Origin of the sequence: Pseudomonas sp. rhizo25 (genome assembly GCF_031931935.1) — a bacterium.
Taxonomy (GTDB): domain Bacteria; phylum Pseudomonadota; class Gammaproteobacteria; order Pseudomonadales; family Pseudomonadaceae; genus Aquipseudomonas; species Aquipseudomonas synxantha.
Map to the genome: position 1 here is coordinate 196750 of NZ_JAUJXA010000007.1, position 15686 is coordinate 212435.

Below are 15686 nucleotides of genomic sequence, written 5' to 3' on the forward strand. Positions count from 1 at the left end.
CAGACGGCGCCTGCCAGAGATGTAGGTAATGTAGTAAGTTAGGCCGGTGAATATCATGCGAAGCGCGCGCCAGTAGCGGAGCTTGCTTCAGAGGGTAGTTAATTGAACGATATGGCAAAGAATCTGATCCTGTGGTTGATCATCGCGGCTGTCCTGGTGACGGTGATGAACAACTTCTCCAGCCCTAACGAGCCGCAGACCCTCAACTATTCCGACTTCATCCAGCAAGTTAAGGATGGCAAGGTCGAGCGCGTAGCGGTTGATGGCTACGTGATTACCGGTAAGCGCATCGATGGCGACAGCTTCAAGACCATTCGTCCGGCAATTCAGGACAATGGGCTGATCGGCGACCTGGTGGATAACAAGGTCGTCGTGGAAGGCAAGCAGCCGGAGCAGCAGAGTATCTGGACCCAGCTCCTGGTAGCCAGCTTCCCGATCCTGGTGATTATCGCCGTGTTTATGTTCTTCATGCGCCAGATGCAGGGCGGGGCAGGAGGCAAGGGCGGGCCGATGAGCTTCGGCAAGAGCAAGGCGCGCCTGCTCTCCGAGGATCAGGTGAAGACCACCCTGGCTGACGTTGCCGGTTGCGACGAGGCCAAGGAAGAAGTCGGCGAGCTGGTTGAGTTCCTGCGCGATCCGGGCAAGTTCCAACGCCTGGGTGGTCGTATTCCTCGCGGTGTGTTGATGGTGGGTCCTCCGGGTACCGGTAAAACCTTGCTGGCCAAGGCGATTGCCGGTGAAGCCAAGGTGCCTTTCTTTACCATTTCCGGTTCTGACTTCGTCGAAATGTTCGTCGGCGTGGGTGCAAGCCGTGTTCGCGATATGTTCGAACAGGCCAAGAAGCACGCGCCGTGCATCATCTTTATCGACGAAATCGACGCCGTTGGTCGCCATCGTGGCGCCGGCATGGGTGGTGGTCACGATGAGCGTGAGCAGACCCTCAACCAGTTGCTGGTCGAGATGGATGGTTTCGAGATGAATGACGGCATTATCGTCATTGCCGCAACCAACCGTCCGGACGTGCTGGACCCTGCACTGCTGCGTCCGGGCCGTTTCGACCGTCAGGTCGTGGTTGGCCTGCCGGATATCCGTGGCCGTGAACAGATCCTGAAAGTACACATGCGCAAAGTGCCAATGGGTGACGACGTGGCACCGGCTGTGATTGCCCGTGGTACGCCTGGTTTCTCCGGTGCTGACCTGGCCAACCTGGTCAACGAGGCTTCTTTGTTCGCTGCCCGTACCGGCAAGCGCATTGTTGAAATGAAAGAGTTCGAGCTGGCCAAAGACAAGATCATGATGGGCGCCGAGCGCAAATCCATGGTCATGTCCGAGAAAGAGAAGCAGAACACCGCTTATCATGAGGCGGGTCACGCTATTGTCGGTCGCGTTGTGCCTGAGCATGACCCGGTCTACAAAGTGTCGATCATCCCGCGCGGTCGGGCCCTGGGTGTGACCATGTTCCTGCCGGAGGAGGACCGCTACAGTCTCTCCAAGCGGGCACTGATCAGCCAGATCTGTTCGCTGTACGGCGGCCGGATTGCGGAAGAAATGACCCTTGGTTTCGACGGTGTGACCACCGGCGCGTCCAACGACATCATGCGTGCCAGCCAGATTGCCCGGAACATGGTGACCAAGTGGGGCTTGTCGGAAAAACTGGGTCCCTTGATGTATGCCGAGGAAGAGGGTGAAGTGTTCCTGGGTCGTGGTGGTGGCGGTCAGAGCGCCAGCTTCTCGGGTGAGACAGCCAAGCTGATCGACTCCGAGGTTCGCAGCATCATTGACCAGTGCTACGGCACGGCCAAGCAGATCCTGACTGATAACCGCGACAAGCTTGACGCCATGGCTGATGCGCTGATGAAGTATGAGACCATCGATGCCGACCAGATCGACGACATCATGGCTGGCCGTACGCCGCGTGAGCCTCGTGATTGGGAAGGTGGTTCGGGTACCTCGGGCACCCCGCCCGTAGTTCAGAATGAACTCCCTGAAGCCCCGATCGGTGGCCCGGCGGCTGACCATTAAGGTTTGAAATGACTTCTGCGTTGTCCTCTACCCGGTTGCCTTGCGGCAACCGGGTTCTTGATTTGGCCCATACACATGTCATGGGCATTCTCAATGTAACCCCTGATTCCTTTTCCGATGGCGGCCGTTTCAGCCAGGTAGACGCTGCGTTGCGCCACGCCGAGGCGATGGTGGCCGCTGGCGCGACTTTGATTGATGTCGGTGGTGAATCGACCCGGCCTGGTGCTCGTGTTGTTTCGCCATTGGAAGAGTTGGAGCGAGTGGCGCCGGTTGTCGAGCGCATCGCCCGCGAGCTGGATGTGATTATCTCGGTGGACACTTCCACTCCGGCGGTGATGCGCGAAACTGCTCGTCTGGGGGCGGGACTTATCAACGACGTACGTTCGTTGCGACGTGATGGTGCCCTTGATGCCGCCGCAGCGACCGGCCTGCCTGTCTGTCTGATGCATATGCTGGGTGAGCCCGGCAATATGCAGGATAATCCGCACTACAACGACCTGATTGGCGAAGTAAGTGGGTTTCTTGCTGACAGGATGGCCCAGTGCGTGGCTGTGGGAATTGCACCTGAGAAGATCATCCTTGATCCGGGATTTGGCTTTGCCAAGACCCTGGAGCACAATTTGAGCCTGTTCAAGCACATGGATGCTCTGCATGCCCTTGGTCGCCCGCTGTTGGTGGGTGTCTCGCGCAAGAGCATGATCGGGCTCGCCTTGAATCGCCCGGTGGGCGAGCGCTTGTATGGCGGCCTGGCGCTTGCGGCGCTTGCCGTGACCAAGGGCGCACGTATTTTGCGTGTGCATGATGTCGCCGAAACGGTCGATGTGGTGCGCATGCTCGCTGCTGTAGAATCAGCCGAATAAGAATGATGGAGCACTTATGACTAAAAAATATTTTGGCACCGACGGTATTCGTGGTCGGGTCGGCGAATTTCCGATTACTCCTGATTTCATGCTCAAGCTGGGCTGGGCGGCAGGCATGGCGTTCCGCAGCATGGGCGCTTGTCGCATCCTGGTAGGCAAAGATACCCGTATCTCGGGTTACATGTTTGAGTCAGCGCTGGAGGCCGGCTTGTCGGCCGCCGGAGCCGATGTGATGCTGCTGGGGCCTATGCCCACACCGGCGATCGCATATCTGACGCGCACGTTCCACGCTGAGGCTGGGATTGTAATCAGTGCCTCTCATAACCCTCATGATGACAATGGCATCAAGTTCTTTTCCGGGCAGGGCACCAAATTGCCTGACGAGATCGAGCTGATGATCGAAGAGCTGCTGGATGCGCCGATGACGGTGGTTGAATCCAGCAAGCTAGGCAAGGTGTCGCGTATTAATGACGCATCCGGCCGTTATATTGAATTCTGCAAAAGCAGCGTTCCAAGCAGTACCAATTTTGCCGGGTTGAAGATCGTCGTCGATTGCGCCCATGGTGCGACCTACAAGGTAGCGCCGAGCGTCTTCAAGGAGTTGGGCGCGCAGGTCACGGTACTGTCCGCACAGCCTAATGGCTTGAACATCAACGATAATTGTGGCTCCACCCACATGGAGCAGCTGCAGGCGGCTGTGCTGGCCGAGCACGCAGACCTGGGCATCGCTTTCGACGGCGATGGGGACCGGGTCCTGATGGTGGATCACACCGGTATGATCGTGGATGGTGATGACCTGCTGTTCATCATTGCTCGTGACCTGCATGAGCGTAACAAGCTGCACGGTGGTGTCGTTGGTACCTTGATGAGTAACCTCGGGCTCGAACTGGCGCTGGCAGAACTGGGTATCCCCTTTATTCGTGCCAATGTTGGTGACCGTTATGTGATCGCCGAGTTGCTGGAACGTAATTGGCTGGTCGGTGGGGAGAATTCGGGGCATGTTGTTTGCTTCCAGCACACCACCACTGGCGACGCGATCATCGCCGCGTTGCAGGTTTTGCTGGCCTTGCGTCGTCGTGAAGAGAGCCTGGCCCAGGCACGCCAAGCCCTGCGCAAATGCCCGCAAGTGCTTCTGAATGTGCGTTTTGCCGGTGGCGAAAACCCAATCGAGCACCCGGCAGTCAAAGAGGCTTGCGAGCGTGTGACCCAGGCAATGGCTGGGCGTGGGCGTGTGTTATTGCGCAAGTCCGGCACAGAGCCTCTGGTGCGCGTCATGGTCGAAGGCGAAGACGAAACCCAGGTTCGCGGCCATGCCGAAGACCTGGCAAAACTGGTAACTGAAGTTTGCGCCTGAATTCGGCTTGCCAGTGATGATGTGGTTGGGTAACATCTGCGCCCACTTTGACCGACGAGGTACAGCATGCGTCGCACTATGGTAGCTGGTAACTGGAAGATGCACGGTACCCGCGCCAGTGTCGCTGAGCTGATCAACGGCCTTCGTCACTTGGCCTTGCCTAGCGGTGTTGATGTCGCGGTGTTCCCGCCTTGCTTGCATATCAACCAAGTGGTTGACGGCTTGAAAGGTAAGTCGATTCAGGTCGGCGCGCAGAACTCTGCGGTGGAGCCCATGCAAGGTGCGTTGACTGGCGAGATTTCGCCAAGTCAGTTGGTGGATGCGGGTTGTTCCTATGTGCTGGTCGGGCACTCCGAGCGTCGTCAGATGATGGGCGAGCGTGATGGGACACTCAACCGCAAGTTCGCAGCGGCACAGGCTTGTGGCTTGATTCCAGTGTTGTGCATAGGGGAGACCCTGGAGCAGCGCGAGTCGGGCAAGACTCTTGAAGTTGTCTCGCGTCAGCTGGGCAGCATCATTGAGGAGTTGGGTGTTGGTGCGTTTGCAAAGGCAGTCATTGCTTATGAGCCGGTCTGGGCCATTGGTACCGGGCTGACTGCTACACCGCAACAAGCGCAGGATGTGCATGCAGCCATTCGCGCGCAGTTGGCGGCAGAGAATTCTGAGGTCGCACAAGGTGTGCGGCTTCTATACGGCGGCAGCGTGAAGGCGGCCAATGCGGTCGAACTGTTCGGCATGCCGGATATCGATGGGGGGCTCATTGGTGGAGCCTCCCTGAATGCAGATGAGTTCGGTGCGATCTGTCGCGCCGCGGGAAACTGAAAAAATGCTGGAAACAGTCGTAGTCGTTTTTCATCTGTTGGCTGCCCTGAGCGTAGTTGCTCTGGTTTTGTTGCAACAGGGTAAAGGTGCGGATGCTGGTGCGTCTTTCGGTGCAGGTGCTTCAAATACTGTGTTCGGAAGCCAAGGTTCCTCTACCTTTCTTAGTAAGTTTACTGCTATACTTGCCGCCGGTTTCTTCATAACCAGCTTGGGGTTAGGTTACTTTGCTAAAGAGAAGGCTCATGTGCTGACTCAAGTAGGTCTCCCAAACCCAGCAGTGTTGGAAGTACCAAAAGCAAAACCGGCTTCTGATGATGTCCCGGTGCTTCAAGAGCAAAAGTCGGCTACTCCAGCGACTGACGTGCCTCCAGCTCAAGAGCAGAAGTAAGAAGGTTGTAAACGCTGTATTGCCGAGGTGGTGGAATTGGTAGACACGCAACCTTGAGGTGGTTGTGCCCATAGGGTGTAGGGGTTCGAGTCCCCTTCTCGGTACCAATTATCAGGAGAGCCCGCTGTTGCGGGCTTTCTTGTAGGTGGAAGGTTACATTGACCCTGTAAGGGATCGGTCGTATACTTCCGCCCCAGCTTTGTCGCGGGGTGGAGCAGTCTGGTAGCTCGTCGGGCTCATAACCCGAAGGTCGTCGGTTCAAATCCGGCCCCCGCAACCAGTTTTAGCGGAGCCCCTTTTAAGGGGCTTTTTGTTAGCTGGACACTTTCAACGCCGCTGTTCGACGGCGTTTCAAGGATGGGCGTTTCGCCCATTTTTTTATTTTGCACAGCATGCACATACATGCACGAGGGGGTTCAGGTGTCGAGCAAGCTAGAAGAGTTGCAGGCCTTGCTGGCCCCGGTGGTCGTGGCCCTAGGCTATGAATGCTGGGGTATTGAGTTTTCGGCTCAAGGTCGCCACTCAATGTTGCGCGTTTATATCGATAAAGAGGGCGGCGTGCTGGTCGACGATTGTGCAATTGTCAGCCGTCAAATCAGCGGTGTGCTGGATGTTGAAGATCCCATCGCCGTTGAATACACCCTCGAAGTTTCCTCGCCAGGCATGGAACGCCCGCTGTTCACTATCGAGCAGTTTGCTAAATATGCCGGTGAACAAGTGAAGATCAAGCTGCGCTCCCCGTTCGAAGGGCGACGCAACTTTCAGGGCCTTCTGCGCTGTGTAGAAGAACAGGATGTCGTGGTGCAGGTAGAAGACCATGAGTTCCTGTTGCCGATCGATATGATCGACAAGGCCAACATTATTCCCAGTTTTGACTGAGACGCGGATCCCGCGGATCCAATGGCTTGCGAAAGGCGAGGCGTACGATGAGCAAAGAAGTACTGCTGGTTGTTGAGTCGGTATCCAATGAAAAGGGCGTACCGGCAAACGTGATTTTTGAAGCGCTGGAGCTGGCCCTGGCCACTGCTACCAAAAAGCGTTTTGAAGATGAAGTTGATCTGCGTGTGGAAATCAACCGCCACACCGGTGCCTATGAGACCTTCCGTCGCTGGACGGTCGTCGAAGAAGCCGATCTTGATGATCCGGCCATCGAAACCTGGCCGAGCAAGGTTGCGCAGACGCACCCTGGTGCCCAGGTCGGTGATGTCGTCGAAGAAAAGATCGAATCGATCGAGTTCGGCCGCATTGCTGCACAGACTGCCAAGCAGGTCATCGTGCAGAAGGTTCGCGAAGCCGAGCGCGCTCAAGTCGTTGACGCTTATCGCGAGCGCCTGGGGGAAATCATCTCCGGCACCGTGAAAAAAGTCACCCGCGACAACGTGATCGTCGACCTGGGTAACAACGCGGAAGCGTTGCTGGCCCGTGAAGACATCATCTCTCGCGAAACCTTCCGTGTTGGCGTGCGTCTGCGTGCGCTGCTCAAGGAAATCCGCACCGAGAACCGCGGCCCTCAGTTGATCCTGTCGCGTACCGCGCCGGAAATGCTGATCGAGCTGTTCCGCATCGAAGTGCCGGAAATCGCCGAAGGTCTGATCGAAGTCATGGCTGCATCCCGGGACCCGGGTTCGCGTGCCAAGATCGCGGTCCGCTCCAAGGACAAGCGCATCGACCCGCAAGGCGCCTGCATCGGTATGCGCGGTTCGCGCGTCCAGGCAGTGTCGGGCGAGTTGGGCGGCGAGCGTGTGGACATCGTCCTGTGGGACGATAACCCGGCGCAGTTTGTGATCAATGCGATGTCGCCGGCTGAAGTGGCGGCAATTATCGTTGACGAGGATGCCCATGCAATGGACATCGCCGTTGGCGCAGACAATCTGGCTCAGGCCATTGGTCGTGGTGGTCAGAACGTGCGTCTGGCCAGCCAACTGACCGGTTGGACCCTGAACGTGATGACCGAATCGGACATCCAGGCTAAGCAGCAAGCTGAAACCGGTGACATCCTGCGCAACTTCATCGAAGAGCTGGAAGTCGATGAAGACCTGGCGCAGGTGCTGGTAGATGAAGGCTTCACCAGCCTGGAAGAGATTGCCTACGTACCGTTGGAAGAAATGCTCAACATCGACGGCTTTGACGAAGACACCGTCAACGAGCTTCGCGCTCGGGCCAAGGATCGTTTGTTGACTAAAGCCATCGCTACTGAGGAAAAGCTGGCAGACGCCCATCCGGCCGAAGACCTGCTCTCGCTTGAGGGTATGGACAAGGATTTGGCGATGGAACTGGCGGTGCGCGGCGTAATTACCCGCGAAGACCTGGCCGAGCAGTCTATTGACGATCTGCTCGACATCGACGGCATTGACGATGATCGTGCCGGCAAGTTGATCATGGCCGCCCGAGCCCATTGGTTCGAGTAATTAGGCGCGGCCTGAGGAGAGAAGTGCATGACGCAAGTCACGGTGAAACAACTGGCCGATGAGGTCAAAACACCGGTAGAGCGCCTGTTGCAGCAGATGCGTGAGGCAGGTCTGCCGCACACCGCCGCCGATGAAGGTGTGAGCGATAGTGAGAAGCAGTCTTTGCTGACTCACTTGAAGAGCAGCCACAAGGCGAAAGTGGAAGAACCGCGCAAGATTACATTGCAGCGCAAAACCACCAGCACCCTGCGTGTTGCGGGTAGCAAGAGCATCAGCGTTGAAGTGCGCAAGAAGAAAGTCTTCGTACAGCGCAGCCCGGAAGAAATCGAAGCCGAGCGCAAACGCGAACTGGAAGAACGTCGCGCAGTAGAAAATGCTGCTCGTCAGAAGGCTGAAGAAGAAGCCAAGCGTCGCGCCGAAGAAGAAGCGCGTCGCCAGCCTGCTGCTGCGCAACCAGCTGCCACTGAAGCGGTCGCCGCCCCTGTTGAAGCTGTGCGTGAGGCCGCCCCGGTTGCCGCTGCACCTGCTCCTGCAGCAGATGCCCGCAAGCGCGACGAACCTCGTCGTCCAGACAAACCCCGTGCCGACGATAACAGTCGTCGCGGTGGTGGTGGCGATGGCGAGCGCAAAAACGCTCCGCATCGTGCTTCGGTCAAAGAGAAGGCGCCTGCTCCACGCGTTGCCCCACGTACTACCGACGAAGAAAGCGATGGCTTCCGTCGTGGTGGACGCGGCAAGGCCAAGCTGAAAAAACGCAACGCCCACGGTTTCCAGAGCCCAACCGGCCCTGTCGTGCGTGAAGTGAAGATCGGCGAGACCATCACTGTGGGCGACCTGGCCCAGCAGATGTCGGTCAAGGCTGCTGAAATCATCAAGTTCATGTTCAAGCTGGGCACTCCGGCCACCATCAACCAGGTACTGGACCAGGAAACTGCCCAGCTTGTGGCTGAGGAATTGGGCCACAAAGTGACCCTGGTCAGCGACACTGCCTTGGAAGACTCCCTGGCCGAGTCCCTGAAGTTTGAAGGTGAGGCAGTCTCCCGTGCACCAGTCGTGACCGTAATGGGCCACGTTGACCACGGTAAGACTTCCCTGCTCGACTACATCCGTCGTGCCAAGGTAGCCGCTGGCGAAGCCGGTGGTATCACCCAGCACATCGGTGCGTACCACGTTGAAACCGAACGCGGCATGGTCACCTTCCTCGACACCCCGGGTCACGCCGCGTTTACCGCAATGCGTGCCCGTGGTGCCAAGGCGACCGACATCGTGATCCTGGTCGTTGCAGCGGACGACGGCGTAATGCCGCAGACCATTGAAGCGGTCCAGCACGCGAAGGCTGCCGGTGTTCCTCTGGTCGTTGCTGTGAACAAAATCGACAAGCCGGGCGCTGATCTCGATCGCATCCGTAGCGAACTGTCGGTTCACGGCGTGACTTCCGAGGAGTGGGGTGGCGAGACTCCATTCGTATCAGTCTCGGCGAAGATGGGTACCGGCGTTGATGAACTGCTCGAAGCGGTTCTATTGCAAGCCGAAGTCCTGGAGTTGACTGCTACTCCATCGGCTCCTGGCCGTGGTGTCGTGGTTGAATCCCGTCTCGACAAGGGCCGTGGCCCGGTTGCAACCGTGCTGGTTCAAGACGGTACCCTGCGCCAAGGCGACATGGTGCTGGTCGGTTCGAACTACGGCCGTGTACGTGCCATGCTCGACGAGAACGGCAAGCCAATCAAGGAAGCAGGTCCAGCTATCCCGGTCGAGATCCTCGGCCTGGACGGTACTCCGGACGCTGGCGACGAGATGAGTGTAGTTGCCGACGAGAAGAAAGCCCGTGAAGTGGCTCTGTTCCGTCAAGGCAAGTTCCGCGAAGTCAAGCTGGCCCGTGCTCACGCCGGCAAGCTGGAAAACATCTTCGAGAACATGGGCCAGGAAGAGAAGAAGACGCTTAACATCGTCCTCAAGTCTGACGTACGTGGCTCCCTCGAAGCGTTGAACGGTGCCTTGAATGGCCTGGGTAACGACGAAGTGCAAGTGCGCGTTGTCGGTGGCGGTGTCGGTGGTATCACCGAATCCGACGCCAACCTGGCACTGGCTTCCAACGCTGTACTGTTCGGCTTCAACGTGCGTGCCGATGCTGGCGCTCGCAAGATCGTCGAGCAGGAAGGCCTGGACATGCGTTACTACAACGTCATCTACGACATCATCGAAGACGTCAAGAAAGCCCTTACCGGCATGCTTGGCAGCGACGTTCGGGAGAATATCCTGGGTATCGCCGAGGTGCGTGATGTGTTCCGCTCGCCGAAGTTCGGCGCGATCGCCGGCTGCATGGTTGTCGAAGGCACTGTGTACCGTAACCGTCCGATCCGTGTATTGCGTGAAGACATCGTTATCTTCGAAGGCGAGCTGGAATCCCTGCGCCGCTTCAAGGATGACGCTGCCGAAGTGCGTGCCGGCATGGAATGCGGTATCGGCGTCAAGAGCTACAACGACGTCAAGGTTGGCGACAAGATCGAAGTCTTCGAGAAGGTTCAGGTTGCTCGCAGCCTCTAACTCGCGCACTTCAGGAGCCACGCAGCGTGTGGGCATGCAAATGCCCCGCGCAGCGTCAGGACTCTAAACGCAACGCCCGGTCTGGCTTTTGTCAGGCCGGGCGTTTGCCGCTTTCAGACCCCACGGGTTTCACCGTGTGGCAGTAACAGGTAACAAGACATGGCAAAAGAATACAGCCGTACCCAGCGTATCGGCGATCAGATGCAGCGTGAGCTGGCCCAACTGATCCGTCGCGAAGTCAAAGACCCTCGCGTTGGCCTGGTCACCATCACCGCCGTTGAAGTGAGCCGTGACGTAGGTCACGCCAAGATCTTCATCACCGTGATGGGGCAGGACAACAGCGAAGAAATCGCACAAAGCATCAAGGTGCTCAACTCGGCCGCAGGTTTCCTGCGCATGCAGTTGGCCCGTGAAATGAAGCTGCGTAGCGTCCCCCAGTTGCACTTCCACTACGACGAAAGCGTCGTGCGTGGGGCGCACCTGTCGGCATTGATCGAGCGCGCCGTTGCTGAAGACAGCCAGCACCCGTCCACACCTGAAGACGCCAAGGAGTAAGCGGTGGCTCAGGTCAAACGTATCCGTCGCAACGTCAGCGGCATCATTCTGCTCGACAAGCCCATTGGCTTTACCTCCAATGCCGCGCTGCAGAAGGTCCGTTGGTTGCTCAATGCCGAGAAGGCAGGGCACACCGGTAGCCTTGATCCGCTGGCCACCGGCGTGCTGCCGTTGTGCTTTGGCGAGGCCACCAAGTTCTCGCAATACCTGCTCGATTCCGACAAGGGCTATGAAACCCTGATGCAACTGGGCAAGACCACCACTACGGCCGACGCCGAAGGTGATGTTCTGCAGGTTCGCGACGTGACCGTTGGTCGTGCTGATATCGAAGCTGCTTTACCGGCTTTTCGTGGGGAAATCAGTCAGATACCACCGATGTACTCGGCCCTCAAGCGGGATGGACAGCCACTTTACAAGCTGGCACGTGCGGGCGAAGTAGTGGAGCGTGAACCGCGTTCTGTTACTATTGCGCGCTTGGAATTGCTCGCCTGTGAAGGCGACACTGCCCGTTTGGCCGTTGACTGCAGCAAAGGCACCTATATCCGTACCCTGGTGGAAGATATCGGTGAAAAGCTCGGTTGCGGCGCGTACGTTGCAGAACTGCGACGTACCCAAGCCGGCCCTTTCAGCCTGGCCCAGACGGTGACGCTGGAAGAGTTGGAAGCTGTGCATGCCGAAGGCGGCAACGAAGCGGTTGATCGCTTCCTGATGCCATCGGACAGCGGTTTGCTCGATTGGCCATTGCTGCACTTCTCGGAGCACAGCGCGTTCTACTGGCTCAACGGCCAGCCGGTACGCGCCCCGGATGCCCCGAAGTTCGGCATGGTGCGGGTACAGGATCATAACGGTCGCTTCATCGGTATCGGTGAAGTGAGCGAAGACGGGCGTATCGCGCCGCGTCGACTGATTCGGTCAGAATGACCGAACGAGGGTGGCTGTTAACAGGCATGGTCACTTCTCATTTTTAGATACAGGGATTTGTCCCTGGCCTGTTGAAACTACCCTTGGGTAGTTTCCTGAAAAAAGGATTGCCTCATGGCTCTCGACGTTCAAGAAAAAGCACAAATCGTAGCTGACTATCAGCAGGCTGTTGGTGACACTGGTTCGCCAGAAGTGCAGGTTGCACTGCTGACCCACAACATCAACAAGCTGCAAGGTCACTTCAAGGCCAACGGTAAAGATCACCACTCCCGTCGTGGTCTGATCCGCATGGTAAACCAGCGCCGTAAGCTGCTGGACTACCTGAAAGGCAAGGATCTGGGTCGTTATCAGGCTCTGATCGGTCGCCTGGGTCTGCGTCGCTAATCAGCGATTGCGCTAGAGGTTGGTTGTCTGCCGTGTGTCAGTGGGATTCCCGCTGGCCCATGGTAGGCTCCCAGCCTCAAGTTTTATCTGGATACACGTTTTACCCCTGGACAAGGGTTGGGCCGATTCCCGACATTGCCCAAGAATTTCGCAAGAAGACAAGTTCCCCCAAGAGCCACAAAGAAGGTAGGACACCGTGAACCCGGTTATCAAAAAATTCCAGTTCGGTCAGTCGACCGTTACCCTCGAGACAGGCCGTATCGCCCGTCAAGCCTCCGGCGCAGTGCTGGTTACCGTTGACGACGACGTTACCGTACTGGTGACCGTTGTTGGCGCCAAGACCGCTGACCCGAGCAAAGGCTTCTTCCCTCTGTCCGTTCACTACCAGGAAAAGACTTACGCTGCCGGTAAGATCCCTGGCGGTTTCTTCAAGCGCGAAGGCCGTCCTTCCGAGAAAGAAACCCTGACTTCCCGACTGATCGATCGCCCGATCCGTCCGCTGTTCCCAGAAGGCTTCATGAACGAAGTGCAGGTCGTCTGCACCGTGGTTTCCACCAGCAAGAAGACCGATCCGGACATCGCAGCGATGATCGGTACTTCGGCTGCGCTGGCTATCTCCGGTATTCCGTTTGATGGCCCTATCGGCGCCGCTCGCGTTGCTTTCCACGAAAGCACGGGCTACCTGCTGAACCCATCCTACGAGCAGCAGAAAGCTTCGAGCCTGGACATGGTCGTTGCCGGTACTTCCGAAGCCGTACTGATGGTTGAGTCGGAAGCCAAAGAGCTGACCGAAGACCAGATGCTGGGCGCCGTACTGTTTGCTCACGACGAGTTCCAGGTTGTGATCAACGCGGTCAAGGAATTGGCTGCCGAAGCTGCCAAGCCAACCTGGACCTGGGCTGCTGCCCCGGAAGCCACCGACCTGCTGGGGGCTATCCGCTCCGAGTTCGGCGCGGCTATCTCCGATGCCTATACCATCACCGTCAAGGCCGACCGTTACGCTCGCCTGGGCGAGTTGAAGGATCAGGTCGTTGCCAAGCTGTCCGGCGAAGAAGGCCAGCCTTCTGCCAGCGACGTCAAAGCTGCATTCGGTGAAATCGAATACCGCACCGTTCGCGAAAACATCGTTAACGGCAAGCCGCGTATCGACGGTCGTGACACCCGCACCGTGCGTCCGCTGAACATCGAAGTCGGCGTTCTGCCGAAGACTCACGGTTCGGCGCTGTTCACCCGTGGTGAAACCCAGGCCCTGGTCGTCGCGACCCTGGGTACTGCCCGTGACGCACAGCTGCTGGACACCCTGGAAGGCGAGAAAAAAGACCCGTTCATGCTGCACTACAACTTCCCTCCGTTCTCGGTGGGCGAGTGTGGTCGTATGGGGGGTGCTGGTCGTCGTGAAATCGGTCACGGCCGCCTGGCCCGTCGTTCGATTGCAGCGATGTTGCCGGCTGCTGACGTGTTCCCGTACACCATCCGTGTTGTGTCGGAAATCACTGAATCCAACGGTTCCAGCTCGATGGCCTCCGTTTGTGGTGCTTCCCTGGCGCTGATGGACGCGGGTGTGCCGATGAAGGCACCGGTTGCCGGTATCGCCATGGGCCTGGTCAAAGAGGGCGAGAAGTTCGCCATCCTGACCGACATCCTGGGTGACGAAGACCACTTGGGCGACATGGACTTCAAAGTAGCCGGTACCGCTAAAGGTGTTACCGCGCTGCAGATGGACATCAAGATCAAGGGCATCACCGAAGAGATCATGGAAATTGCCCTGGGCCAAGCCCTGGAAGCGCGCCTGAACATCCTCGGCCAGATGAACCAGATCATTGGTCAGTCCCGTACCGAACTGTCGGAAAATGCTCCGACCATGATCGCGATGAAAATCGACACCGACAAAATCCGTGATGTCATCGGTAAAGGCGGCGCGACCATTCGTGCGATCTGTGAAGAGACCAAGGCTTCGATCGACATCGAAGACGACGGCTCGATCAAGATCTTCGGCGAAACCAAGGAAGCGGCTGAAGCTGCACGCCAGCGCGTCCTGGGTATCACCGCTGAGGCTGAGATCGGCAAGATCTACGTCGGCAAGGTTGAGCGCATCGTCGACTTCGGCGCATTCGTCAACATCCTTCCAGGCAAAGACGGTCTGGTTCACATCTCCATGCTGAGCGACGCTCGCGTTGAGAAAGTGACCGACATTCTGAAAGAAGGCCAGGAAGTTGAAGTGTTGGTACTGGACGTGGATAACCGCGGCCGTATCAAGCTGTCCATCAAAGACGTAGCAGCAGCCAAGGCTTCGGGCGTTTAATCGCTCGTAGCTCAGGCTGAAAAAAGGGACTCTTCGGAGTCCTTTTTTTATGGGTGATGGAAAATTAAGCAAAATCAGCCATTTAGCCCACTGCCAAAAACCGCAACTTGCATGCAGGTACAGGTGGTTTCATGCAAGTTGCACGATTTCGAAAATCGGATGTTTTTTTAACTAACTGATTTATAAGGGGTTATGCTGGTTTTTGGACTTGGCACGCCGTCTGCAATATTCCTGTTAACGCTGCAGCATCAAGGTCCACACGCCGCAGACTTTTAATAAAACAGGAGTTACTCGTATGAAGAAGTTCGCTCTCGCTACTGCTACCGCTCTGACACTGGCCATGGGTGCTAGCGTGGCCTTTGCTCAGACTTCCCAAGCCCCTATGACTCTGGCGGCTGGTGAAATGACCAAGGCCAAAGAGTCCACCTCGGATACCTGGATCACCACTAAAGTAAAAGCTGACCTGCTGACTGAAAAAGGCATTCCTGGTTCGGACATCAAGGTAGAAACCAACAAAGGCGTGGTTTCCCTTTCTTCCGATGTAGCTATCTCCGACTCGCAGAAAGCGACCGCTGTAGCCATTACCAAGAAAATCAAAGGTGTAACTGCTGTTTCTGCTGACGGCCTGCTGGCTGGCGGCGCTACCAAAGCTGACGGTATTGATAAAACCAAAGGTGCGGCTGCTGATGCCAAAGGCGCGACCAGCGACACTTGGATCACTACTAAAGTGAAGGCTGACCTGGTTACCGAAAAAGGTATTCCTGGTACCGATATCAAGGTAGAGACCAACAAAGGTGTGGTTTCCCTGTCGTCCGCGACTGCTGTAACTGCATCGCAGAAAGAAACCGCAGTCGCAATTGCCAAGAAAATCAAAGGCGTTAAAGCTGTATCGGCCGATGGCCTGAAAGCAGAGTAACGCGCCCTTTTCGTCTGAACTGGATGGCGGCGGCTTAGGGTGAGTTAGATATCCACCCGAGGCACCTCTGGAGTTCATGCGACCGACCACACGGATGTGGTCATTACAGGCCCCGGCACTTGTGTCGGGGCCTGTTCTATTCTGGGGCGTAATTGCTGGCCAAGCGAGGCATAAGAATATGGCAGGGGGCTTACCTTAATATCGCTCTCT

General features: G+C 57.2%; 13 protein-coding genes and 2 tRNA genes. All 15 read left to right on the top strand.

What is annotated here, in order from left to right; all coding sequences use genetic code 11:
- Positions 1-111 precede the first annotated feature (111 nt).
- The 15 genes from ftsH (at position 112) to QZR30_RS17755 (ending at position 15476) form a co-directional block, all read left to right on the top strand.
- Positions 112-2022: an ATP-dependent zinc metalloprotease FtsH gene (ftsH, locus tag QZR30_RS17685; protein ID WP_046069552.1), complete on the top strand. Its 1911-nt coding sequence runs from the start codon at positions 112-114 to the stop codon at positions 2020-2022.
- 8 nt (positions 2023-2030) lie between these two features.
- Entirely contained in the window at positions 2031-2882 is an 852-nt protein-coding gene (gene folP / locus QZR30_RS17690) for a dihydropteroate synthase (RefSeq protein WP_046069551.1), read from the top strand.
- A gap of 16 nt (positions 2883-2898) precedes the next feature.
- A complete protein-coding gene (gene glmM, locus QZR30_RS17695; RefSeq protein ID WP_043051840.1) occupies positions 2899-4236 on the top strand; it encodes a phosphoglucosamine mutase in 1338 nt (445 codons plus the stop codon).
- A gap of 66 nt (positions 4237-4302) precedes the next feature.
- A complete protein-coding gene (gene tpiA, locus QZR30_RS17700; RefSeq protein WP_003194193.1) occupies positions 4303-5058 on the top strand; it encodes a triose-phosphate isomerase in 756 nt (251 codons plus the stop codon).
- A 4-nt stretch (positions 5059-5062) separates the two neighbouring features.
- A complete protein-coding gene (gene secG / locus QZR30_RS17705; protein WP_003194191.1) occupies positions 5063-5446 on the top strand; it encodes a preprotein translocase subunit SecG in 384 nt (127 codons plus the stop codon).
- Between the two features lie 21 nt (positions 5447-5467).
- Positions 5468-5553: transfer RNA gene (locus QZR30_RS17710), tRNA-Leu, on the top strand.
- Between the two features lie 96 nt (positions 5554-5649).
- Positions 5650-5726, top strand: a tRNA-Met gene (locus QZR30_RS17715).
- Between the two features lie 140 nt (positions 5727-5866).
- A complete protein-coding gene (gene rimP, locus QZR30_RS17720; RefSeq protein ID WP_311903788.1) occupies positions 5867-6325 on the top strand; it encodes a ribosome maturation factor RimP in 459 nt (152 codons plus the stop codon).
- 47 nt (positions 6326-6372) lie between these two features.
- Positions 6373-7854, top strand: coding sequence for a transcription termination factor NusA (gene nusA, locus QZR30_RS17725; RefSeq protein WP_043051766.1), 1482 nt, complete (start codon positions 6373-6375; stop codon positions 7852-7854).
- Between the two features lie 27 nt (positions 7855-7881).
- Positions 7882-10398 carry a translation initiation factor IF-2 gene (gene infB, locus QZR30_RS17730; protein ID WP_046069550.1) on the top strand — a complete coding sequence of 839 codons (2517 nt, stop codon included), beginning with the start codon at positions 7882-7884 and terminating at the stop codon, positions 10396-10398.
- Between the two features lie 159 nt (positions 10399-10557).
- Positions 10558-10953 (top strand): 30S ribosome-binding factor RbfA, encoded by a 396-nt coding sequence (gene rbfA, locus QZR30_RS17735; protein ID WP_003176137.1) that lies wholly within the window; start codon positions 10558-10560, stop codon positions 10951-10953.
- Positions 10954-10956: 3 nt separating this feature from the next.
- Positions 10957-11874, top strand: a complete 918-nt coding sequence (truB, locus tag QZR30_RS17740) for a tRNA pseudouridine(55) synthase TruB (protein WP_034117853.1) — start codon at positions 10957-10959, stop codon at positions 11872-11874.
- Between the two features lie 114 nt (positions 11875-11988).
- Positions 11989-12258 (top strand): 30S ribosomal protein S15, encoded by a 270-nt coding sequence (gene rpsO / locus QZR30_RS17745; protein WP_003176135.1) that lies wholly within the window; start codon positions 11989-11991, stop codon positions 12256-12258.
- A gap of 196 nt (positions 12259-12454) precedes the next feature.
- Complete coding sequence (gene pnp, locus QZR30_RS17750; RefSeq protein WP_005791474.1) at positions 12455-14560, top strand: polyribonucleotide nucleotidyltransferase; 2106 nt, start codon at positions 12455-12457, stop codon at positions 14558-14560.
- Between the two features lie 295 nt (positions 14561-14855).
- Entirely contained in the window at positions 14856-15476 is a 621-nt protein-coding gene (locus tag QZR30_RS17755) for a BON domain-containing protein (protein ID WP_043051762.1), read from the top strand.
- Positions 15477-15686: the final 210 nt, after the last annotated feature.

Excerpts from the sequence above, each read along its gene's own strand:
- ftsH (WP_046069552.1), top strand. The coding sequence starts at position 112 with ATGGCAAAGAATCTGATCCTGTGGTTGATCATCGCGGCTGTCCTGGTG.
- folP (WP_046069551.1), top strand. The coding sequence starts at position 2,031 with ATGACTTCTGCGTTGTCCTCTACCCGGTTGCCTTGCGGCAACCGGGTT.
- glmM (WP_043051840.1), top strand. The coding sequence starts at position 2,899 with ATGACTAAAAAATATTTTGGCACCGACGGTATTCGTGGTCGGGTCGGC.
- tpiA (WP_003194193.1), top strand. The coding sequence starts at position 4,303 with ATGCGTCGCACTATGGTAGCTGGTAACTGGAAGATGCACGGTACCCGC.
- secG (WP_003194191.1), top strand. The coding sequence starts at position 5,063 with ATGCTGGAAACAGTCGTAGTCGTTTTTCATCTGTTGGCTGCCCTGAGC.
- nusA (WP_043051766.1), top strand. The coding sequence starts at position 6,373 with ATGAGCAAAGAAGTACTGCTGGTTGTTGAGTCGGTATCCAATGAAAAG.
- infB (WP_046069550.1), top strand. The coding sequence starts at position 7,882 with ATGACGCAAGTCACGGTGAAACAACTGGCCGATGAGGTCAAAACACCG.
- rbfA (WP_003176137.1), top strand. The coding sequence starts at position 10,558 with ATGGCAAAAGAATACAGCCGTACCCAGCGTATCGGCGATCAGATGCAG.
- rpsO (WP_003176135.1), top strand. The coding sequence starts at position 11,989 with ATGGCTCTCGACGTTCAAGAAAAAGCACAAATCGTAGCTGACTATCAG.
- QZR30_RS17755 (WP_043051762.1), top strand. The coding sequence starts at position 14,856 with ATGAAGAAGTTCGCTCTCGCTACTGCTACCGCTCTGACACTGGCCATG.